This is a genomic window from Bacteroides sp. HF-4919 (assembly GCF_018860125.1).
On sequence record NZ_JAHKNF010000004.1, the window covers coordinates 22,391 to 45,725 of the forward strand.

Sequence of the window (23,335 nt, forward strand, 5' to 3'; positions counted from 1 at the left end):
GATGAAAAAGCAAAATTCTATATATACTTTGCTGATAGCGCTATTGTGCTTTGTTAGTTCTTGCGACTATCTGGGAGTTTCCGAACAACTTGCGGGAGGTTTGCAGAATACCGAACAGGTATTTGATAACGTATCGTATACAAAAAGATGGTATGCCAATGTTTTTGCCGGTATCCCCGACTATTCGGGAATAAACAGCGTGAATGTGGGAGCTTTCAAGAATCCTTGGACGGGTATGTGTGATGAACTGGTCGTAGGATATGGAAACTCTTCCAAATACAATAATTCGGATAGAAATGCTTCCAACATGGGATTTCATCGTTATGGCGACTGCTACAAATACATCCGTCAGGCCAATATCTTTTTGCAGAAGGCCCATCCGATCGTGACTACAGGTACTCAGGGTGACCAGTTGCTGGAAGACGAGCTGACGCAGATGAAAGCCAACGTACGTTTTATGCGGGCATTTTATCATTATTTGTTGTTTGAACAGTACGGTCCGATCATTTTGGTGAAGGACAAGATATACGATGCAACTGAAGATCAGGACGTACCCCGGAACACGGTGGACGAAGTGGTAGCGTACATTGATTCCGAACTGACAGCAGTTGCTTCAGAATTGACTCAGGAGCCCATTTTTGAAGATAAGGATTATCGTGCCTGGCCGACCAAAGGAGTTGCTCTGGCCGTTCGTGCCAAGTTGTGGCTGTATGCTGCAAGTCCTCTTTTAAACGGAGGATACAGAGAAGCTTTGGCGGTGACGAATCCGGATGGTACCCGCCTGTTTCCCGATTATGATGCCGGTAAGTGGGAGAAAGCTCTTGCTGCTTGCAAAGACTTTATCGATTATGCCGAGGCCGGAAGATATGAATTGTATAAAGAATATAAAGACGACAACGGTGCTGTCATTGATCCGGACAAGTCTGTATATAATCTGTTTCAGAAATATACACACGAAATTATCTGGGCCACGGCAAATAATGATTGGGGAGGAATGAATGGCGATGCTTTTGATCGTCGTATCGCTCCGCGCTGTGAAAAAAATGGTTTGGGTTCCACCGGAGTTACGCAGGAATTGGTAGATGCTTTTTATATGAAAGACGGGCTTCCCATTTCGGCTACGGCTTATTTGCCGCAATCCACACTTTATCAGGAAGAGGGATACGGGACTTACAAAGATCAGAATGATAACTTCTCCAAGAAGTATACCAACGTGTCTGTCAGCAACCGTTACCTCAATCGTGAACCTCGTTTTTATAACACCGTTTTCTTCAATGGACGTCAATGGCCTGTGAGCTGTAATCAAGTGTTGTTTTACAATGGTGGAAACTCCGGTGTGCAAGAAGGACAGGCCACGCTGACCGGTTATATACTTTTCAAACGTTTCAACCGTTCAGTCAGTTTGACCAATCCGGGGGTAGCCTCTCAGTTCCGTCCTTCTATTATATTCCGTTTGGCAGATTTTTATTTGATGTATGCCGAGGCAGCCAATGAAGTCAATCCTAACGATGTGAGAGTTTTGAAATACCTCAATCTCGTGCGTGAGCGTGCAGGATTGCCCGGTGTAGAGACCTTGAATCCTGCCATTCGTGGTAATCAGGAATTGCAGCGGGCTGCTATTCAGCGCGAACGTCAGGTGGAACTGGCCACAGAAGGGCAACGTTATTTTGATGTAAGAAGATGGATGATTGCCGATAAAAACGGAGAAGGTCGTCAGAACGGTTATGCACATGGAATGAATGTGCGTGGCGAACCGAATGATATTGACGATTTCAATCGTGTAGTGGAAGCAAGTCAGATTGTATTTAACCGGAAAATGTATTTATATCCGATGCCTGACTCAGAAATGCGGAAGACTAAGAATCTGGTACAGAATCCGGGATGGTGATTTTGAACGAATAAAAAGACTAACTTATGAATAGATTTAATTATATAGCACTGTCAGCTTGCGTTGCATTGTCGGTAAGCAGTTGCGATGACAGTTTTGATGTAAGTTCCAAAGCCGATGGAGTTTTGGCTGTATCTCAGGAAGGATTCAACACACTGCAATCCTATAATGTAGGTGAAAAGTATACGGCAGATTTATGGATACAACAGGGAGGATTGAAATCAACCGCCAGTGTGGTGAGTTTCTCGGTGGACAAAGCCCTGCTCGATTCGATGAATGCAGCTGATGGAACGTCGTACGAACTTCTGCCGGCCGATTGTTATCAACTGACAAAAGGGACAGTCGATATTCCGGCAGACGAAAGACTGCTGAAAGGTGAACTTACTTACGATCCGGCTAAGATACAACAGCTTTCCGGATACGATCACTTGAAATATGTGTTGCCTTTGCGTGCCACATCCAACGGGATGCCTTTGGTTCCGGGACGTTCTGCTTTGTTGTTGGGATTTAAGGTCTCAGAACCGATTGTAACCATTATGAATGCCGGAGTCGAAGAAATCAATCTGGCAGACGTAAAAGAGTTGCCTGTACAGATCGGCGTTCCGTTTACCAATAAATGGGAAATAACCTGCCGTCTGGAAAACCGCCAGTCGGTGATAGATGCCTATAACACAGCCAACGGCACTTATTTCAGTATGCTTCCGTCCGATGCTTATGTAGCACCCGAGACCCCGGTTCTTCAGAACGGAGTAAATCAGGTAACAGCAACTTATAAACTGAAGGATGACATTTTGCCGGGAAATTATATGTTGCCCGTACAGATAGCAGAGGTAACTTCTGACGCCACTATACGGGCAGATAAGGATACTATGCTGTATAGCATCATAAAAGAAGGAGATAAACTTTCTAAAACGGACTGGAAAATCGTGTCGTTCACTACCGAGGAACCTTCGGGTGAAGGTAGCAATAACGGACATGCCAAACACCTGATCGACGGAAACGCCGAGACCTTCTGGCATTCTCGCTGGCAAGGAGGTTCCGATCCTCTCTCCCCTACGAGATAATCATTGATATGAATCACCGCGTTAAGATAGCTCAAGTGGAACTCTTGCCACGTGGGCGGGGAAGTAATAATCCGATTAAAGTGGTACGTTTTGAAGCCAGTGAGGATGGAAACAACTGGGAGTCGATTGGTCAGTTTGGCTTCACCAATCAGGATGCTGCATTGAAATATTATGTAAAATCATCAACGGCACGCTATATCAAACTTGTCATTCCTGATGGGGTAGGCAACGGTACGGTGGCTGCTATCCGTGAGTTGGACATAAGAGGTACGGTAATCAACTGATATAAATAAGTAATCATGCGAATCAATAGTTGGGAGAATTCATCCAATTATTGATTCGCATTCAAGAGAATAATAGCCTGATAAGGATAAAAAGAATGGGTAAAGATCTTGATGTGATGATATTAATATGCTGTCGGGCTGTTTTTATGCTACCAAAGATGTACCGTTGACGTTCTTTGATTAAGTAATTATTTTACAATACTTTTCTATAAAAATGTTATTGATATGCGGTTCTGCTTGGAAATAAATAAATTCAAAAGTACTTGAGAAAAGTTCCTGTAGAACTTGGAAAGTTTTATGCGCAATACATACAGATGCTACCTTTTAGATTATCGAGTTAACAGTTTTAAAAATACGTAATAAATGGTCCATTTTTGTGGCAAATATAGCAATAACTTTAATAAAACGCTTATTTAAGCATGTATTTTTTTAAAATATCGTAATTGCAACTCTGAAAATTCTTCTTTATAAGATGGTTTTCTATACTATTTAATATCAATGATTTGATCTTTTCTCTCCATTATGTGTTTTTTCTTGTGATATATATCGAAGTATACAGAGGTGGAAAATAGGTATATCTCTTTCTCGTTTTAGACTACATTTTACAAATACTCCTTTTCGTTTACATCATTTACCTTTAAGTTCAGTTGTCTTTCTTCTTTCTTAAGTTCTACAGGAACTCTGATAAAATCAGGCGTTTTGCGTAAATCAATATCAGCATGGTTCAGTATAGATGACGTGTTAACCATATTTATTACGCCTATGAAAACATAAGAAAGACCGGATTTCAAACAGGACTATGCATCGATAGATGGATAGTATCACTTTTTCCTGAAAATTAATTTAAAACCTACACAACAAAAAAGATTTAAGCTTATGAAAAAACCTTTTATGCTAATATCAGTTTTGCCGATGACTGCTCATATTAGTAATGATGCTGATACTGCCGGTGATCGTACCGGGAGGATGCCAGAAGAATATGCGTTTAAGAATAAAGTATTGAGATTGATCTGCTTTATCCTGTTTTTATTGTCTTTCGGGCTGAATTCAGTCTTCGCCCAGGTTCATAATGCCACCGGACTTGTGGTGGATGAGAACGGTCAGCCTTTGATCGGAGTACAGATTAAACTGGAAGGGACTACTACAGGAGTTATTACTGACGTAAATGGTAACTTCTCGATAAGTGCCAAGAAAGGAGATATACTTCTTTTCTCGTATGTGGGCTACGAATCACAACGGATCACCTACAAAGGTGAAAAGATTCTGGCCATAAAGATGCTTCCCAATACCGAATTGCTGGATGAAGTAGTGGTTATTGGTTACGGTAAACAGAAAAAAAACAGTGTCGTAAGTTCTATTAATGCTATCGGACCTAAGGAACTGGCTGTATCGTCCAATAGAAATCTGACTAATACCCTGGCCGGACAAGTGCCGGGTTTGATTGCCGTTCAGCGTTCGGGTGAACCGGGATATGATAATTCCGAGTTCTGGATCAGAGGTGTAAGTTCCTTCAAAGGAGGTACAAATCCGTTAGTTTTGGTCGACGGTGTGCCCCGTAATATGCAGGATATAGAACCTGATGAAATCGAATCGTTTACTCTGCTGAAAGATGCCGCGGCAACTGCTGTGTATGGTGCCGAGGGTGCTAACGGAGTGATCTTGATCACATCTAAACGTGGTAATTCGCAGAAACCCAAAATATCCCTTCGTGCCGAATCTACCTTGCTCACTCCGACTCGCCTGCCTGAATTTATGAATTCGGTAGAGACGCTGGAACTGTATAATGAAGCTTTGAACAATGAAGGAACAGCCAGTATACGTACAGCGGAAGAAATTGCCAAATACGGTCCGGGAGCCGATCGCGACCTTTATCCCGACACCGACTGGTTGAAGGAGATGCTGAGAGAGCATACCTATAATATGCGCTATACCCTCAATGTAAGAGGCGGATCCGAGCGTGCACGTTACTTTGTTTCCGGAGCCTTTTATCAGGAGAACGGTATTTTTAAAGAGGGCAAGAAAAACGAGTATGACAATAACATCGGGCTGAAACGTTATAATTTGCGTAGTAATATCGATTTCGACGCGACGAAAACAACATTGGTGAAAGTAGATATTAGCGGACAATACCTGCAAACGAATTATCCGGGTACAGGCACAAATACAATTTTCAATTCGATGTGTCGCACTCCCTCTTACCTGATGCCTGCTGAATACTCGGACGGAACGATTGCCGGACATCCGCGTCCTTCGGGTAACCGCGTGAATCCATATAACTTATTAGTAAATTCCGGATATGCCAAAGAGTGGAGAACGTCTATCCAGTCGAAACTGGAAGTAAACCAGAAGTTGGACTTTATCACCAAGGGGCTGAATTGGAAAGGTCTGATCAGTTTTGATGCTGATATGAAATATACGGCAAAACGAACCAAGACACCTACTCAGTATCTGGCAACCGGACGTGATGAAAACGGGGCACTGCAATTTAAGAAAGTTGTGGAGGGCAGCGACGTATTGACCGAGAAACTGGAAAACTCTTCGAATAAAAAAATCTATTTCGAAACTTCGTTTAACTACAATCGGACTTTTGCGCAGAAGCATGATGTGACCGCTATGGTTCTTTATATGCAAAAAGAGACCCAATATCACGACAATGCTTTGCCTTACAGAAAGCAGGGTCTTGTGGGACGTGCCACTTACGGTTATGACGGACGTTATTTCGTAGAGGGCAACTTCGGTTATACAGGTTCCGAGACCTTTGCAAAAGGATTTCGTTTCGGCTTTTTTCCGGCAATGGGATTGGCATGGTATGTCAGCAACGAACCTTATTATCCGGAGGCGTTGAAGAAGGTAGTCAACAAGTTGAAATTCAGGTTTTCTATCGGACGTACGGGAAATGATGACACCGGTGGTGACCGTTTCTTGTACCGTGGTACGATGAAACAGGATAATGGAGGGTATAATCTCGGCTTCAGTGATACGGGAGGCATGGGCGGTATCGGTAATGGAATTACCGAGGCCCGGTTTGAGGCTCCCTATCTTTCATGGGAAATTGAGGAAAAGACGAATTACGGTATTGATCTCGGCTTATTCGACAACCGCATCGATTTGCAGGTAGACTATTTCAACAATAAGCGTAAGAGCATTTTATTGCAACGCAACACGGTGTCCAACGTAACCGGTTTCCAACAGATGCCTTGGCAGAACTTTGGTATTGTGAAGAATCATGGAGTAGATGCCAGCCTCACCCTTAACCAAAAAATAGGGCAAGTCAACCTGAGTGCACGCGGAAACTTCACGTTTGCCCGTAATGAAATTATCGAATACGATCAGGTGCCGCAGGTGTATCCCTGGCTGGAAAAGAAAGGTACCCGTCTCAACTCGAACAAGCTCTATATCGCCGACGGTTTGTATACCTATGATGACTTTATCATCAACGGTGAAGGGCTCAACCGCACTTATGAATTAAAACCCGGAGTTGTTTCCGGTCTTTCGAGCGGCGTTCGTCCGGGTGATATCAAATACAAAGACCTGAACGGTGACGGCAAAATTGACAGCAATGACCAAATGGAAGATGTAGGAAATCCCACTGTTCCCGAAATTGTCTATGGTTTCGGATTTAATGCCGAATGGAAAGGTTTTTATGCCGGTATCTTTTTTCAGGGAGCCGGTAATACGTCAACTGTATTGGGAACCGGAGCTGATGCGACCTTCTTTCCTTTCCAGTGGGGAATCGAAGAATCTGCGGTGCGTTCGGTGGTAGCCGATCGTTGGACAGAACAGAATCCAAGTCAGAATGTGATGTTTCCCCGTATGCATAGTAATAACTTCCAGAACAATACGGCAGCCAGTACGTGGTGGCTGCGTGACGCCGGTTTCCTGAGGCTGAAAAATATCGAATTAGGTTATAATTTCGATAAGAAGTTATTGAAGAAGTTGAATATAGAAGCATTGCGCTTTTATGTACAGGGAAATAATTTGTACGTATGGGATCGTATTAAGATGTGGGATCCCGAGCAAGGAAACAACAATGGAGGTTTCCCTTATCCGCTGAACCGTACGTTTACTTTTGGTCTTGACTTTACATTCTAACTAAATTAATAATAGTATATATATGAAAGTATTTAAAAATTTACCGACCTTCATACTTGCACTTGGATTGAGTGCGACCCTTCTTTCCGGCTGTAAATATTATTTAAATGTATCTGACGATCTGGCTGCCGAAATGACTATGGAAGAAGTATTTAATAACACAAGTTACACACGCCGGTTTCATCGTTACATCTATACCGGTATCCCCGATATGTCGAATATCATCATAACGGATGCCTATGCCAGCCTGACCGGTTTGGATAATCCCTGGCCGGCTGTTTCAGACGAATTGAAGTCAGCACAAAACAATGTGAAAACGATTCCAACGATAGGCTATCATGCCGGATCGGCCGATTTGTCACGTTGGAGTCTCTACAAGCAGATCCGGCAGGCAAACGAATTCATCGCATACGCCCATGTCATTCCGCAGAACGGAGATGTAGCCGACTTCATTGATGAAAAAGAACTGGCTCTTCTGAAGAACGAAGCACGCTTCCTACGTGCTTATTATCATTACCTGTTGTTCGAGTTATATGGGCCCATTCCTATTATGACCGAAATAGCCGATCCTTCGGCCGCTGACTTGGATTATTACAGAAATTCGGTAGATGAAGTAGTTGCCTTTATTGATAAAGAACTCAATGAATGCTACGACTTGCTACCGGAGAAAGAACTGAATCCGGATGGTACTATTAACAATGAGCGTGCGGCGGCACCGACCAAGGGGGCAGCGTTAGCTATCTTGGCTAAATTGCATGTGTATGCGGCAAGTCCGTTGTTCAATGGTGGTTATCCCGAAGCTGTTGCTTTGAAGGATAATCAGGGCAAACAACTCTTTCCGGCAAAGGATGACACGAAATGGAAAACCGCTTTGGATGCTCTACAACGCTTTATTGATTATTCAAAGGGGCGCTACTCGTTATACCAAGTGATAAAGGATGGTGAGATTGATCCGGCAGAATCGCTTTATCAGCTGTTTCAGGTAAGCGTTAACAATTCGGAGGCGGTTTGGCAAAGCAGTAAGAACTCCTGGGGAGGAGTAAACGGTGAAGGCCGTGAACGTAGATGTACTCCGCGTGCTATTTTCAGTGGATTCAGTTGCGTCGGAGTTCTTCAGGAAGCTATTGATGACTTCTTGATGAGTGATGGTAAAAGCATTGAAGAATCGGGTTTGTATAAAGAAGAGGGCATCGGTGAAGACGGTATACCCAATATGTATAAGAATCGTGAACCGCGTTTCTACCAGGACATTACTTATTCCGGCAAAATATGGCAAAAGACCGATAAGAAGATTTATTTTTATAAAGGAATGCCGGATGACAACTCGAAGGCGGATATGAGTTATTCGGGATATTTACTTTATAAAGGTATGAACCGTGATTTGCTGAATCAGGGCAACAATCCGAAATCCAAATATCGTGCAAGTATGTTGTTCCGTCTGGGCGATTTTTATTTGTTGTATGCAGAGGCCCTGAATCATGTGAATCCGGGTGATGCGCGTATCATCCAGTATGTGGACAGCATTCGTTATAGAGCCGGTATTCCCTTACTGAAAGACATTAAACCGGAAATTATCGGTAACCGGGAGTTGCAGGAGAAAGCCATACGTCACGAGCGCCGCATTGAATTGTTTGCCGAAGGACAGCGTTATTTTGATGTACGTCGTTGGATGTGTGCCGAAGAAGAGGGATATAAACAAGGCGGCCCTGTTCATGGTATGGATATGAATGCCACCGATCTTGAGGGCTTTATGAAACGCACTGCTTTTGAGACCCGTATTTTTGAGAAGCGTATGTATTTGTACCCCATTCCGTTGGCAGAGATACAAAAGTCGAAGAAATTGGTACAAAACCCCGGCTGGTAAGGAAACGCACGTATAATAGGTATCCGATATAGATGAAACCGGGTTGTAGACAGATGGACTTTACATTTGTTTACAATCCGGTTTTTGTGATCATGATTTCAGTTGGTATGCATTATATCGACTTGAAGAGGTGATATAACATGTTTTTATGATCACTTACAATCTGTCATTTTGTATTTTAAAAATGCGTAGAAATGCTTTTTACGGTTCGAAGGAAGATGGGCTGAATAAAAAACCATGGATTTTGAGATAGCATAATTCATGCGTCTTGTGTTTGGACGATATGTTGATTGTAATAAAGGGCTGTTGGTGGATATTGTAATAAAATGAAAGTGAAAGTGTTGTAAATGTTTCAAAAGGCTATTTCTATGATGTCCGTTTGTGATTAGATTGTGGAAGAAAATGCTCTTTTTGGGGGCGATTTATTCTATTTTCTACGACGTGATCTTACTTTTTTTTCTGGAAGACAAACATCGTGTAAGCAAGAAGTTAACTTCCTGCTTTCACGATGTTAACTCTCTCTTGGCAAGAAGTTTGTTTTTTATCTTTACGATGTTAACTTCCTGTTTTCTGTTTCCGGATTTTAGGGTATAAACAGACCAAATATTTGCATTTTGTTTGCCGATTCGCTTCTGTTTCACTGTTTTTGGTAAAATGAATAGTTAGCCTAAAATTATTTATTGTATTTTTTTAATACGGATTTTGGAATATTGCTTTCATAATGTCAATCGGTAAGTATGGGTGCGGGCAGTGCTTTCAATGGCTATGGTTATCTAAGACCCTGTTCAGATACCTGTTTTTATGGAGATGAGAAAAACGGTTCGTTTGAAAACCGTCACAACTTATTCCTTACGATTACTAAAACAGTTTCTTAAAATTTTGAGATTATTATTATTATTTGTTACTTTGTCAATGTCTTTTTATTAACTAATGCTTTAAATGAAGAAAAACGCAATGTATTCGAACCTTGAGTCGGTAGAGCAACTGTTTCGGCAATATTATAAAGTGTTGCGGGTGTATGCGTTTCGCTTTGTGAATGATTGGGATGTTGCAGAAGACATCGTTCAAGATGTTTTTGTTGCTTTATGGAATAAGCGTGCAGATATTGAATTCGATGGAGCAGTAAAGGCCTATCTTTTTAAGGCCGTCTATAATAAATCTCTCAACTTTCTCACCAGTAAGAAATATACTGAAGAAGAGTCCATGGAATGTTTTTCAGATCAGATCGATGCGTTGCAGATTCAGGAAGATAATCAGGAGAACTCATTATTCATGAAGGAACTTCGGGGTGAAATCGAAGCTTTTGTCGAAACACTGCCTGTACAGGTAAAGAAGGTATTTATACTAAGCAGAAGCTACGGCCTGAAGGTAAAGGAGATTGCTGTTCAGCTCGATCTGTCACCCAAGACTGTAGAAAAGTATTTGACCCGTGCTCTGTTGGAGTTGCGTACCCATCTTAAAAATAAAGGTTTAATGAGCCTTTTATTCCTACTCTATCTCTGCTCAAAATAATATTTTTAAAAAAAGTATGTTTTGGAGGAGGGTTTTTTAAATTTCACTTGTATTACTTAATAGAGGAGCTAAAAATGAAGAATGAAATAGGAGACATAAACGAAGTGATTATACGTTTTCTGGATGGTACAGCTACCTGTGAAGAGAAAGTTTTTCTTTTGAACTGGCTGAAACAATCGGAAAAGAACCGGAACGAGTTTTCCGAAGTTCGTGATTTATGGCTTTTAGGCAATACGCTGGCTACTGATGATGTTGAAACGGAAGTAGCACTCGACCGGTTTAGATCACGGATACAAATACCGGAATCCGGTTCCCGTAAAAGCAGATTCGTTTTTCCGGAACATTTCAGTCTGTTCCTGCGAGTGGCAGCCGTCTTTTTGATACTGTTTGCTGTCGGTTCTGTTTCTTATTATTGGGGTAGCAGTTCGGCTCCGGGGCAGAAGGAAGTCATGAACCGTTTGCTGACTGCCAATGGAAGTAAAGGCCGTTTTGTATTACCGGATAGTACGGTTGTATGGCTCAATTCAAATAGTTTGTTGGAGTATCCGGAAACGTTCAGTGCATCAGTCCGTGAAGTCAGTTTGTCCGGTGAAGCCTATTTTGAAGTGCGGAGAAATGAGCAACTTCCATTCCGGGTGCAAGCCGGAGAAATGAAAGTGGAAGTGTTGGGTACACGCTTTATTGTCGACAATTATCAGCGGAAATCCGGAGTCGAGGCAGTATTGGTAGAAGGTAGTGTGAAGATTGCCGGTTGCAAGATGAACCATTCGGTGGTACTGACTCCGGGGCAGTTGATAAATTATGATAAGAAGAGTGAGCGGACCAAGGTACAGATGGTCAATACGGATGATTATATCAGTTGGATTCAGAATGAGCTGACTTTCGACAATGATAAATTGGCCGATATTATCATTAATTTGAATAAATGGTATGGGGTGGATATTGAATGTCCGTCAGAGTTTGCTGAAAAAGTATTTATGTCGTTCTCTGTCAGGAATGGAGAGAATCTGGATGAAATTCTGAAAGCGATGACTTTGGTTGCTCCAATAAGATATTACTGGGAGAATGGTATCTTACATATTCTTCCCAGAAAGCGATAGGCAACACAAGTATTAACCTTAAAAATTGAATGAAAATATGTAGAGACACACAACCAAACAAAAAAATAGGTAAATGTTGCAGCACTTACCTATCTCAGATTTCTTTTAATCACGTCTCTTGCAGGAGACGCAATTATTTACTTTAAATCTTTTACAAAGATATGAATAAATTTAAATGGAGGAGCTTTTTGAGCTTTTTCTTAACAGAAAGAAACATTCGTTTAGCAAGACTTATGTCTTTTATTATGTTCCTGTTTGTTTTTCAGGGAGTTTATGCTCAGCAGACACGTATTAATCTCCATGTGAAACAAGTTCCCCTGAAGCAGGTTCTTAAATCGATTGAATCGAAGAGTGAGTACACTTTCTTCTACAATGATGCGGAAATTGACATGAACCGTAAAGTAACGGTTGAGGCCGATAATGAACGTATTGACGTAATTTTATCCCAAATTCTGCCGGACTGCAAATGCGTAGTGGAGAATAGAAAGATTATCCTGATTCCCGGTGCGGAGAAACAAAATGTCCGGAATGACCACGTTGCAAAAATGAAAGAGATAACCGGTACCGTTACAGACGCAAGGGGTGAAACCTTGATCGGAGTAAATGTAACGATATTGGGAACAACTACCGGTGTCATAACCAATATCGACGGCAAATACTCATTGAAAGTTCCGGTAGGCAAGTCGCTTCAGTATTCGTATGTCGGCTATATCACCCAGACGGTGAAGGTAGGCGATAAAACGGTGATGGACATTGTAATGCAGGAAAACAGTAAAGCACTTGACGAAGTTGTGGTAGTGGGGTATGCTGTACAGAAGAAAGTCAACCTTTCGGGTTCGGTAGCGACCGTATCTACTAAAACAATCGAAGACCGTCCGGTACTGAACATGGGGCAGGCTTTGCAAGGTGCCGTTGCCAACCTTAATGTGTCTGTCGGTGATGGTGAGGCAGATGACTCCCCTTCCTATAACATTCGTGGTACTACTTCTCTGAACGGAGGTTCTCCGTTGGTAGTCATTGACGGGGTTGTTTCCACCAGTGATCAGTTGAATCGCATGAATCCTGTTGATATAGCCAATATTTCTGTGCTGAAAGATGCCGCATCCTCTGCTATATATGGGTCGCGTGCTGCGTTCGGTGTTATTTTGGTTACAACTAAAAATGGCAGCAATGAAAAACTTACTGTTAACTATAACAACAATTTTGTATTGCGTACCAACACTCGTATGCCGGAAATTATAACAGACCCTTATCTGGTGGCAACTACGAGAAATACAATGTCATATCCGTGGTATAACCTTTATAACGAGGAACAACTGGCCTATGCGAAAAAATGTTCCGAAGATCCTTCCACTTCTCCCTACTTCCTGAATCCGGATGGTTCTTATACTTATTTTGGACGTACAAACTGGGTGGACGAGGCTTACAATGATGTAGGTTTCTCTACGATCCATAATATTGATATTTCCGGGAAAACAGACCGTATCTCTTATTACTTTTCGGGAGGATACAATCGTCAGAACGGTATGTTAAGGTATGGAAACGACATTTATAACCGGTATAACCTGCGTACCAAGTTACAGTTTAAACTGACGGATTGGTGGAGTCTGAGCAGCAATGTGAGCCTGACCACTTCCGATTATGACTATGCGAATGCCATGACCAACACCTATAAACAGATGTACCGTAAAAATCCGATGGATATGGTTAAGAATCCTGATGGAACCTGGACAGATGCCAGTGTGGGTACATTGGGGGCATTGGCCGAAGGCGGACGTGCTACAGACTGGAAAACAAATACAAATATCAACCTGTCTACTAAGATGGATATAGTCAAAGATGTCTTTTGGGTACAGGGAACCTTTGCTTTTGCAAATACCAAGACCAGAAGCAACTGGTATAATCTGCCTGTCACTTATCGCAATGGACCCGAGTTGCCTGTCCTGACGTTTAATCCTATTTCTACCGTATCGGATGCTTCGAGCAGTAATTCCGATACAAAGCACATCTTGTTTGATGTTTATGGTACTTTCCAGAAAACATTTGCGAAGAAACACGCCATTACTGCTGTTGCAGGTTTCAATCAGGAAGAGTATAAATATGATTATGTGAAAGCGAATCGTAAAGAGCTGATTTCAAGTTCACTTCCCACCATTAACCTGGCCACGGGAGATATGAATATGTCTCAAAGTATAACGACTTGGGCTTTAAGAGGTGCGTTCGCGCGTTTGGGCTATATCTACGACGATAAATATATCTTCGAATTTAACGGACGTTATGACGGTACTTCGCGTTTCCCGAAGAATGATCGTTTTGTATTTAATCCTTCCGTATCATTGGGCTGGGTCATCTCGCGTGAAAAGTTCTTTGAGCCTTTGAGTGATGTGGTTAGTTTCTTGAAGTTGAGAGGTTCTTATGGTAGTCTGGGAAATCAGGATGTGGATGCGTATGCATATCTTGCCACGATGGGATCGGGAAAAATCAGCCAGATACTGGAGAAACAACAGCCGGTATATGTGGGAGCTCCCGGATTGGTAGCCGGTAACCTGACCTGGGAAAAGGTAACTACCACCAATATTGCTGTAGACGCTAATTTTTTCAATAACCGTTTAAGCATAACGGGTGAAGTATATGTACGCCGAACAAAAGATATGTTGACGGCAGGAGTGACACTGCCAAGTGTTTTGGGAACGGATGTTCCCAAGCAAAATGCAGCCGACTTGAAGACAGAGGGTTGGGAATAGGTTGGAAAGATCAGTTCAAATTGGCCGGAAGACTATTTTATTATGATGTGAACTTTAATCTGGCAGATAGCCGTGCCTATATTACGAAGTACGAAAATCCGAAAGGATTGTTGGGTGATTACTATGTAGGAAAAGAGATTGGTGAGATATGGGGGGTAGAGACTTTAGGCTTTTTCACTTCCGAGGAAGATATAAAGAATCATGCAGACCAGTCATGGTGTACTTCCTATCCGGGTACCCGTCCGCTGGCTCCCGGTGATCTGAAATTTAAAGATGAAAATAAAGACGGTAAAATAACCGATGGAGCATGGACACTGGAAGACCATGGTGATTATAAAGTCATTGGTAACAGCCGTGCACGCTATACATTTGGTCTATCGGCCAATGCACAGTGGAATGGATTCGATCTTAGCCTGTTTGCCCAGGGGGTAGGTAAGAAAGATTATTATCCGGGTACAGGCGACCTTTATTTCTGGGGTATTTATGCACAGCCCTGGACAAATATTACCGTGGGTAATATGTACGACCATTGGACAGAGGAAAATCCGGACGCGTATTTCCCGCGTATGAAAGCTTATGTGGCGGAAAATACAGACAGGGAGTGTGGAGTTGTTCAGACCAGATACCTGCAAAATGCGGCTTATGTCCGTCTGAAAAACCTCACCGTAGGTTATACTCTTCCTAAAGTACTGTTGAATAAGATAGGAATTGAACGTTTGCGTATTTTCTTTTCCGGTGATAATCTGTGTGAGTTTTCAGGCTTATACAAACATTATAAGGTAGATCCGGAAAGTTTAGGTAATATTGTTTATCCTCTTCAGCGTTCTTATTCATTTGGTTTAAATCTCACATTCTAATTAAGATAAGTTATGTGTTCAAAAATAAAACATATATTACTGACTGCGTGCTGTCTGACAGGCGCAGGTCTGATGACAAGTTGCAATGACGGATTCATGGATCGTTTCCCTGAGACCAGTATCACGGAGAAGGTCTTTTTCTCTTCTCCTGCCGATTTGGAAACCTATACCAATGGCATGTACGGATACATTGATGCAAGCTATTCGGATACTCCTTCCGACAATATGCTTTACACGGAAGATACTGATATTTATAAAATGATGCGTGGTGAATATAGACCCGATAACATAGGTAAATGGAGTTGGAAGAATATTCGTACGGTCAATTTTATGTTAGCGAGGACAGACCGTGTGGAGGGTGACCGCGGTGAGATTAATCACTACATCGGGCTGGCACGTATGTTTCGTGCATTAATCTATTATTCAAAGGTGAAAGACTATTCGGATGTGCCATGGTATAGCCATGACCTGCAAACGACGGACACCGAGTTACTATATAAGTCACAGGATCCTCGTTCCCTGGTCGTAGATTCCATAATGGCCGATCTTGATTTTGCCGTGACCCACATGAAAACAAACAATAGTACGACCCGTATTTACCGGAATGCTGCTTTGGCTATACAGGCGCGGATTGCTTTGCATGAAGGGACATTCCGTAAATATCATCCCGAGTTGAAACTGAATGATGGCGACCGTTTCCTGAAAATAGCGGTGGAGGCCTGCCGGAAGATTATGGACACAAAACATTACAGTCTGTCGACTTCCAAAGAGAGTGGCCTGCCTGCCTATCAGTCACTTTTCTGTAGTGCGGATCTTACGCAAAACCCGGAAATGATTCTGGTGGCTGATTACGATAAAGCATTAGGACGCCTGCACAATGCCCAGGCTCAGTTTGACTATAATACGGGACTTTCTCGTAGTCTGATGGAAGATTATTTAGTCGTTGAGGACGGACAAACCAAATATTTTCATGAAGTGGAAGGTTACCGGACCAAGACGGTACTGGAGATCTTTGAGAATCGGGACCCTCGTCTGGAGCAGACTTTTATGAAACCGGGTGTCCTGAACGTGGGTACTACCGAGCCTCACCGGGCTAAACTGAATCTGGGTGGATATCCGCAGATCAAATTCCGTCCGTTGACATTCGATCAGATGGATTGGGGAAAATCTTATACTGATTTACCTATTATCCGTTACGCTGAAATTTTGCTGATATATGCTGAGGCAAAGGCCGAATTGGGTACGCTTACACAAGATGACATCAATAATACAATCAATCTGATCAGGCAGCGTGCCGGTATGCCGGATGCTTCGTTGGACGACTGGCTGGCTAATATTGATCCGGTACAGGAAGAACGTTATTCCAATGTACAGTCTTCACAAAAAGGTGCTGTGCTGGAAGTGCGCCGTGAACGCAGAATCGAATTGGCATGCGAAGGGTTCAGATATGGTGATTTAATGCGTTGGGGATGTGGAAAGTTGTTTGAGGCTGCTCCGGAAGGGGCGTATATTCCGGGAATGGGCTATTATGATGTAACAGGTGATGGTACACCGGACATTGCAGTAGTGGAAAAGAAAGCGGATGTAGATAAGATACCTGAGGAGGACAAGCAAAAGTATAAATTGACGGTTTATGCTTTGGAAGGTAATACGATTGGGCTCACCGAAGGGACAAAAGGCTATATCTACCTGATAGCGCAACATGGTAAGTATACTTTTGTATCTCCTAAATATTATTATTATCCGGTTGCTACCAAAGATATTACTGTTAACGAAAACCTCTATCAGAATCCATTCTGGGAATAGGTTTATCATATCGAAAACAGAAAGGCTGCTCCGGCAGTAGCGGGAGAAGCCTGCTGTTTTCGTTAAGAGATAAAACTGATTAATATAGTAAAACAATAAATATGTTGAAGTTATTTGCAGGTATAGCGGCTTTATTCCTGGGAGTTGGCAGTTCTGCTTTCGCACAGATAGAAGGCGGGGTTTATATCGACACAAACAGAAACGGCATTCGTGATGCCGGAGAGAAAGGGATAAAGGGAGTCTGTGTGCAAGATGGGCTCCATGTGGTGCAAACGGCGGAAGATGGTAGCTTTATACTTCCGGGACATAAAGACACCCGGTTTATCACTTTGACCGTGCCCGATGGATTTCAGGCATCTGCTTCCCATTATTTACCTTTCGACGGGACCGGGAAAAAGTATGAACTGGGAATTTGCAAGAGTCCGGTAAGGACAGGAAATGGATATTCGTTTGTACAAATCACAGATACAGAGACATCTCTGTATGGTGACTGGATAGACAATCTGAAAGAGTATGTGAAAACAAATCCGACTGCTTTTATCATCCATACAGGTGATATTTGTTATGAAGCCCATCAGGATTTTCACGGACGTTATCTTCGTTCTGAGGATTTGGGGGTTCCGACTTATTATTGTGTGGGTAATCATGATTTGCGTGCCGGAAGGTATGGTGAAGAGTTATGGCAGAGTCATTTCGGTCCTTCATGGTATTCGTTCGACGTTGGTAATGTGCATTATGTGGTTACTCCGATGCTGGGTGGTGATCATGCACCCTCGTACAGGCGTGCTGATATCATCCGTTGGCTGAAGAATGACCTTGCACAAATAAATAGAGATAAAAGGGTAGTTTTATTTAATCACGACTTATGGTTTTGGGGAGACGATTTGCTCTTCAAGGATAAAAACGGCGAACAGATAGACTTTGCAGATTATAATCTGGACGCCATGATTTACGGACACTGGCACAATCATTATTATAAGCAGTTGAAGTCGGGACTTCAGACCTACTGCTCATCCACTCCGGATAAAGGAGGAATCGATCACGGAACGTCCTGTTTCAGGATTTATCATGCTGATACCAAAGGTAAACTCAGTTCGGAAACCCGTTATACTTATATCGATGGAATCTTGACTTCTGCTTATCCGGCAGAAGGTGAAATTGTTTCTGTCTCTGATGGTAAAATGACAGTTCGGATTAATGCTTATCGTACGGTGTCGTACGCAAAAAAAGTAACGGCTTCTGTTGAACGGAACGGGAAAGTCATGTCGTCTGTCACATTGTTACCCGAAACAGACTGGGAATGGAGCGGAACAGTCCGTGTGTCCGATGGCAAGCAGCGCTTGTTGGTGACTGCCGAGTTTGAGGATGGAACCCGTTTGACGAAAAGGGTGGATTACACCGTAACCGGGCAGCCGGCAGCTTCGGCTGTGGCATCCGCCATTTGGGCGGAACTTCGTGGAAATGCCGCCCACAATCAACTGGTGAATGACACAGTGTCTTTGCCTCTGCAAACCAACTGGGTCCGAAATGCAGGCAGCAATATTTATATGTGTTCGCCCATAGTGGCACAGAATAAAGTGTTTATAGGAACCATTGACGATGATAGGGCAGAGAAATGCTTTATAAAAGCCTATGATGCTGCAACAGGAGGTCTTTGCTGGACTTTCAGTGCTTCTAATTCGATAAAGAATACCATTGCTTATGAAGACGGGCGCGTGTTTGCTTCGGATGCTTCGGGGATGCTTTACGCCATAGATGCAGAAAAAGGAACGGTTTGTTGGCAAACACAGTTGCCGGTTTCTCTATTGCCACTTCTTGATGAAGGCTTGGCGGTTGTCGATGGTGTGGTGTATGCCGGACATGCGAAAGGAACTTGTGCCGTACGGACTGCCGATGGAAGGATCCTGTGGCAGAACAAAGCCTGGGATGGAGGTGAGGGAACCACTTCTACTTTGACTGTAGGTGCAGGAGTATTAGTGGCGTCTGCACATTGGAACGGACTCTTCGGACATGACATCAATGACGGTACTTTATTGTGGAAGAAGCGTGACAGTAAAATTCGTTTCCGTGACGGATCGGCAACTTTTTACGATGGTAATTTCTATCTGGCCTCATGTGAGAATTTATATGTGATCAACCCACGTTCCGGAGATATTCTGAAAATGGCGGAAACTTCTTATGAGTTTAATTCGGCCTGCGCTCCGCTTGTGACGGATAAATATCTGGTTGTTTCCACTTCCAATAAAGGAGTGGTTGCATTTGACCGTCTCACTTTTAAAGAGGTCTGGAACTATCGTACCGGAACAAGCCTTTTCTATACTGTCCCTTATTCTCATAGCCATGAATGCACAGTCGAAGTTTCGCCTGTACTTGTGGGAGCAACTGTTTTCTTTGGGGCCAGTGACGGGCATTTGCATGCCGTTGACTTGGACACAGGCGCCTATCGTGGAAAACGTGCTTTGGGAGCTCCGGTATTCTCGAGTGTGGCAGTAAGCGGTAACTGTCTGTTCGTTACCGATTTTGGAGGTAATATTTATAATTTTAGGTTACATGATTAATTGTATATACAAAATGAAAAAGATTTCGATATTATTCATATTTTCTGTGATTCTTAGTTTATTTGCCAGTGAAGTAAATGCAGCCGGTCCCCGTTTGAAGAAACATCCGAAGCATGTAGTATTAATTGCTTTTGACGGTTTAAGTGCCGTTGCTATCCGCAATCATCCCATGCCCAATTTCAACCGGTTGATGGAAGAAGGGGCTTATACACTGAACAACCGTTCGATTCTGCCATCATCGAGTGCTCCAAACTGGGCCTCTATGTTTTCCGGAGCCGGACCGGAACTTCATGGATATACGACCTGGGGAAGCAAGACACCCGAGATTCCTCCTTTTATAACCAATCAATACGGTCGTTTTCCGGGACTTTACGGATTGATACGCGATACATATCCTAAAGCAGAGGTAGGCTATATTTATGAATGGGATGGAATGAGATATCTGGTTGATTCGCTCGCTATCAACTACTTCGTACATGCTCCGCAAACAAAGGAACATCCTAAGGGAGCGACACAATTCGCCGTGAATTATCTGAAAGAGAAAAAGCCTATGTATTGTGCTGTTATATTTGAATATCCTGATCACACCGGACACAGCTACAAGTGGGAATCCAAAGAGTATTATGAAAAGCTCGATGAATTGGACGGTTATTTAGGTGAAATAGTAGCAGCCATTGAAGAAGCCGGTATGATGGATGATACTGTAATTATACTGACTGCGGATCATGGCGGAATCGGTACTAATCATGGCGGAAAAACTCTCAATGAAATGGAGACCCCGCTTGTATTTTATGGAAAGGGTGTGAAAAAGAACTATAAGATAACTGAGAGTACAATGGTGATTGATGTGGCTGCAACGGAAGCTTGGCTGCTGGGGGTTGAGCCTCACGAAGCCTGGTTGGGCAATCCGGTAACGACAGCATTCTTTACTAAATAATTAAAATGTACTTATCCAATGGGGGAAATAGCCCCATTGGATGATACCTGTATAAAAGATTGATATGAAAAGATTTATATATATGCTAATTGCGTCTTTGGCAATTAGCTTTGTCTCTTGCACACCTGTGGAACGTGTTAAGGAGAAGGAATTAAAAGTTTTGTCATGGAATGTATGGCATGCAGGACATGCTAAAAACTATCCCGAAAAGGGCTGTGAAGGAACTATAGGGATTCTGAAAAAGAGTCAGGCGGATGTTATTTTGATGATTGAGACTTATGGTGCGGCTCCAATGGTGGCAGACTCTTTGGGATATGATTACGTATTGTTATCAGACAATCTGTGCATTTATAGTCGCTATCCGATAAAGAAAACGTATCTTTTTCCTGATTCCATTTCTACATTCAATTTCGGAGGAGTCGAAATAGATATGGATGGTACGCCAGTCCGTTTATTCGATACCTGGCTGCATTATTTACCCGATATGCGATTAGTGCCTACGGAGCAATCAGAAGCCGATATTTTGGCTTGGGACGATGCCGGGACACGAGATGATGAAATACGCCGCATACTTTCTGTTTTGCAACCGATGATTCGTCAGACTGACAGTATTCCCATGATTATGGGGGGAGATTTCAATGTACATTCCCATCTTGACTGGACAGATACCACGAAAGATATGTATAGCCATGGTGGTGCCGTTGTGGAATGGACTGTTTCTAAAGAGATGCAAAACGCAGGTTTCAAGGATAGCTTTCGTGAAATTCATCCCCAACCCGAAAAGAATATAGGAGCTACCTGGATCTACGATAATGAAGATAAGCCTGTCCGGTCCGACCGTATTGATTTTATCTATTATCAAGGTAAGACTATTCGTGCGGTAACGTCTGAATCTTATAACCAGGAGCTGACTAAACCTCTGGAGTTTATGGGAGAAAAATTCTTTTATCCTTCCGATCACGGTTTTGTATTGACTACTTTTAAAGTGTCATCGTTGGAAAAGTAGTGCCGGATTATCATATATTGAATTTTTATGAATATTAGATTTGTATGTTCTGCATTGTTGGTACAAACAGCAGGACTCCAGATGGTGTATGCGGGGGATAAGGTTACCGATTCTGTCCGTCCCAATATTATTTTTGTGCTTGCGGATGATTTGGGTTATGGAGATCTGGGATGTTTCGGACAGAAGCGGATCGAAACTCCCCATATAGACCGTTTGGCTGCCGAAGGAATGGTATTCAGTAATTATTATACCGGATCTCCGGTTTCGGCTGCTGCCCGTTGTGTTCTTTTGACAGGAAAACACAGTGGTCATTGTGGCATCAGGGGGAATGATGAAGCTCCGGAACGTGGTAGAGTATGGGATTTTCTTGCGGCTGAGCGCGATTCAACCTTAGAAGGTCAACGCGGATTGCCATCCGGTACGAAAACATTTGTGTCAATTTTGAAGGAAGGAGGATATCGTACAGGGATAGTAGGAAAGTGGGGATTGGGTGCTCCGGGTACTGAAAGCCTGCCTTTGAATCATGGTTTTGACTTCTTCTATGGTTATAATTGTCAGCGTCAGGCACATACTTACTTTCCATTGCATTTGTATCGGAATGAACAGAGGGAGTATCTGGCAAATGATACGGTGATACCGCATACCAAACTTGACCCCGGAGCCGATCCTTTGAGCCTGAGCAGCTATGATAAGTTAATCTCACATGTTTATTCGCCCGATAAAATTCAGGAAGAAGCATTGCGTTTTATGGAGGAGAACAAAAAACAACCCTTTTTTCTTTACTACGCTACTCCTTTGCCACATGTTCCAATTCAGGCCCCTCAACGTTTGATTGATCATTATGTCAGGAAATTTGGTGACGAGTCCCCTTATTTAGGACAGGCCGATTACTTTCCGGCACGTTATCCACATGCCGGATATGCGGCAATGGTGACTTACATCGATGAGAAGGTAGGTGAGATTGTAGATTTTTTAAAGAAGAAGGGATTGTATGAAAATACGGTCATTATCATTTCAAGTGATAATGGCCCGACCTTTAATGGTGGAGTCGATTCGCCCTGGTTCCGGAGTGGAGGTCCTTTCCGTTCGGAATATGGATGGGGAAAGTGCTTTTTGCGTGAAGGAGGAATCCGTGTACCGTTGATTGTAACATGGAAAGGACATATCCGGGCAGGAGCACACACTACATTACCATGTACATCTTATGATTTTTACTCAACGATATGTGAACTGGCAGGTGTGAATCCGGCCACAGAGACCGATGGAATCAGTTTTTATCCGACTTTAATGGAGAGTGGAGATCAAATGAAGCATTCTTATCTCTATTGGGAGTTTATGGACATAGAAGGACAACAGGCTGTACGTATGGGCAAATGGAAAGGATTGCGTAATGGACTGAAAAGAGGAAATATGAAGATCGAGCTATACGATCTGGAAACAGATTCTTGTGAACAGAGGGATGTTGCCCCTAAGCATCCTGAAATCGTCAAAAAGATTGGTGAGATTATGAAAAAAGAGCATACTGTTCCCGTATATCCTGCATTTCGGGTGAAAGTATTGGACGAGCTATATTGATTCTTAAAAAATAGGATAATCGGTAGTGGCAACTTAGAACGTATATAT

At 42.7% G+C, this 23,335-nt stretch carries 10 protein-coding genes and 2 pseudogenes; all 12 read left to right on the forward strand.

Annotated elements, in window-relative coordinates:
* The first annotated feature begins 1 nt into the window (after position 1).
* The 12 genes and pseudogenes from KO473_RS08205 (at position 2) to KO473_RS08260 (ending at position 23,287) form a co-directional block, all read left to right on the forward strand.
* Positions 2-1,888 (forward strand): RagB/SusD family nutrient uptake outer membrane protein, encoded by a 1,887-nt coding sequence (locus tag KO473_RS08205; protein ID WP_216035100.1) that lies wholly within the window; start codon positions 2-4, stop codon positions 1,886-1,888.
* A 26-nt stretch (positions 1,889-1,914) separates the two neighbouring features.
* Positions 1,915-3,236 (forward strand): annotated as a pseudogene (locus KO473_RS08210) (BT_3987 domain-containing protein).
* 876 nt (positions 3,237-4,112) lie between these two features.
* Positions 4,113-7,328 (forward strand): TonB-dependent receptor, encoded by a 3,216-nt coding sequence (locus tag KO473_RS08215; RefSeq protein ID WP_122130839.1) that lies wholly within the window; start codon positions 4,113-4,115, stop codon positions 7,326-7,328.
* Positions 7,329-7,350: 22 nt separating this feature from the next.
* A complete protein-coding gene (locus KO473_RS08220; protein ID WP_216035101.1) occupies positions 7,351-9,192 on the forward strand; it encodes a RagB/SusD family nutrient uptake outer membrane protein in 1,842 nt (613 codons plus the stop codon).
* A gap of 939 nt (positions 9,193-10,131) precedes the next feature.
* On the forward strand, positions 10,132-10,704 hold the full coding sequence (locus KO473_RS08225; RefSeq protein WP_005781333.1) for an RNA polymerase sigma-70 factor: 573 nt from the start codon (positions 10,132-10,134) through the stop codon (positions 10,702-10,704).
* 74 nt (positions 10,705-10,778) lie between these two features.
* Positions 10,779-11,804 carry a FecR family protein gene (locus KO473_RS08230; protein ID WP_122130838.1) on the forward strand — a complete coding sequence of 342 codons (1,026 nt, stop codon included), beginning with the start codon at positions 10,779-10,781 and terminating at the stop codon, positions 11,802-11,804.
* Between the two features lie 161 nt (positions 11,805-11,965).
* A pseudogene (locus KO473_RS08235) lies at positions 11,966-15,405 on the forward strand (SusC/RagA family TonB-linked outer membrane protein).
* Between the two features lie 12 nt (positions 15,406-15,417).
* Positions 15,418-17,211 carry a RagB/SusD family nutrient uptake outer membrane protein gene (locus KO473_RS08240; protein WP_022011707.1) on the forward strand — a complete coding sequence of 598 codons (1,794 nt, stop codon included), beginning with the start codon at positions 15,418-15,420 and terminating at the stop codon, positions 17,209-17,211.
* Between the two features lie 101 nt (positions 17,212-17,312).
* Positions 17,313-19,769, forward strand: a complete 2,457-nt coding sequence (locus tag KO473_RS08245) for a PQQ-binding-like beta-propeller repeat protein (protein WP_005808352.1) — start codon at positions 17,313-17,315, stop codon at positions 19,767-19,769.
* A 13-nt stretch (positions 19,770-19,782) separates the two neighbouring features.
* Positions 19,783-20,706, forward strand: coding sequence for an alkaline phosphatase (locus KO473_RS08250; RefSeq protein WP_032536834.1), 924 nt, complete (start codon positions 19,783-19,785; stop codon positions 20,704-20,706).
* Between the two features lie 64 nt (positions 20,707-20,770).
* Positions 20,771-21,712 carry an endonuclease/exonuclease/phosphatase family protein gene (locus KO473_RS08255; protein WP_032538029.1) on the forward strand — a complete coding sequence of 314 codons (942 nt, stop codon included), beginning with the start codon at positions 20,771-20,773 and terminating at the stop codon, positions 21,710-21,712.
* A 27-nt stretch (positions 21,713-21,739) separates the two neighbouring features.
* On the forward strand, positions 21,740-23,287 hold the full coding sequence (locus KO473_RS08260; protein ID WP_229067040.1) for an arylsulfatase: 1,548 nt from the start codon (positions 21,740-21,742) through the stop codon (positions 23,285-23,287).
* The last annotated feature ends 48 nt before the right edge of the window (positions 23,288-23,335 follow it).

Coding starts and splice junctions, on each gene's coding strand:
- KO473_RS08205 (WP_216035100.1), top strand. CDS start 2: ATGAAAAAGCAAAATTCTATATATACTTTGCTGATAGCGCTATTGTGC.
- KO473_RS08215 (WP_122130839.1), top strand. CDS start 4,113: ATGAAAAAACCTTTTATGCTAATATCAGTTTTGCCGATGACTGCTCAT.
- KO473_RS08220 (WP_216035101.1), top strand. CDS start 7,351: ATGAAAGTATTTAAAAATTTACCGACCTTCATACTTGCACTTGGATTG.
- KO473_RS08225 (WP_005781333.1), top strand. CDS start 10,132: ATGAAGAAAAACGCAATGTATTCGAACCTTGAGTCGGTAGAGCAACTG.
- KO473_RS08230 (WP_122130838.1), top strand. CDS start 10,779: ATGAAGAATGAAATAGGAGACATAAACGAAGTGATTATACGTTTTCTG.
- KO473_RS08240 (WP_022011707.1), top strand. CDS start 15,418: ATGTGTTCAAAAATAAAACATATATTACTGACTGCGTGCTGTCTGACA.
- KO473_RS08245 (WP_005808352.1), top strand. CDS start 17,313: ATGTTGAAGTTATTTGCAGGTATAGCGGCTTTATTCCTGGGAGTTGGC.
- KO473_RS08250 (WP_032536834.1), top strand. CDS start 19,783: ATGAAAAAGATTTCGATATTATTCATATTTTCTGTGATTCTTAGTTTA.
- KO473_RS08255 (WP_032538029.1), top strand. CDS start 20,771: ATGAAAAGATTTATATATATGCTAATTGCGTCTTTGGCAATTAGCTTT.
- KO473_RS08260 (WP_229067040.1), top strand. CDS start 21,740: ATGAATATTAGATTTGTATGTTCTGCATTGTTGGTACAAACAGCAGGA.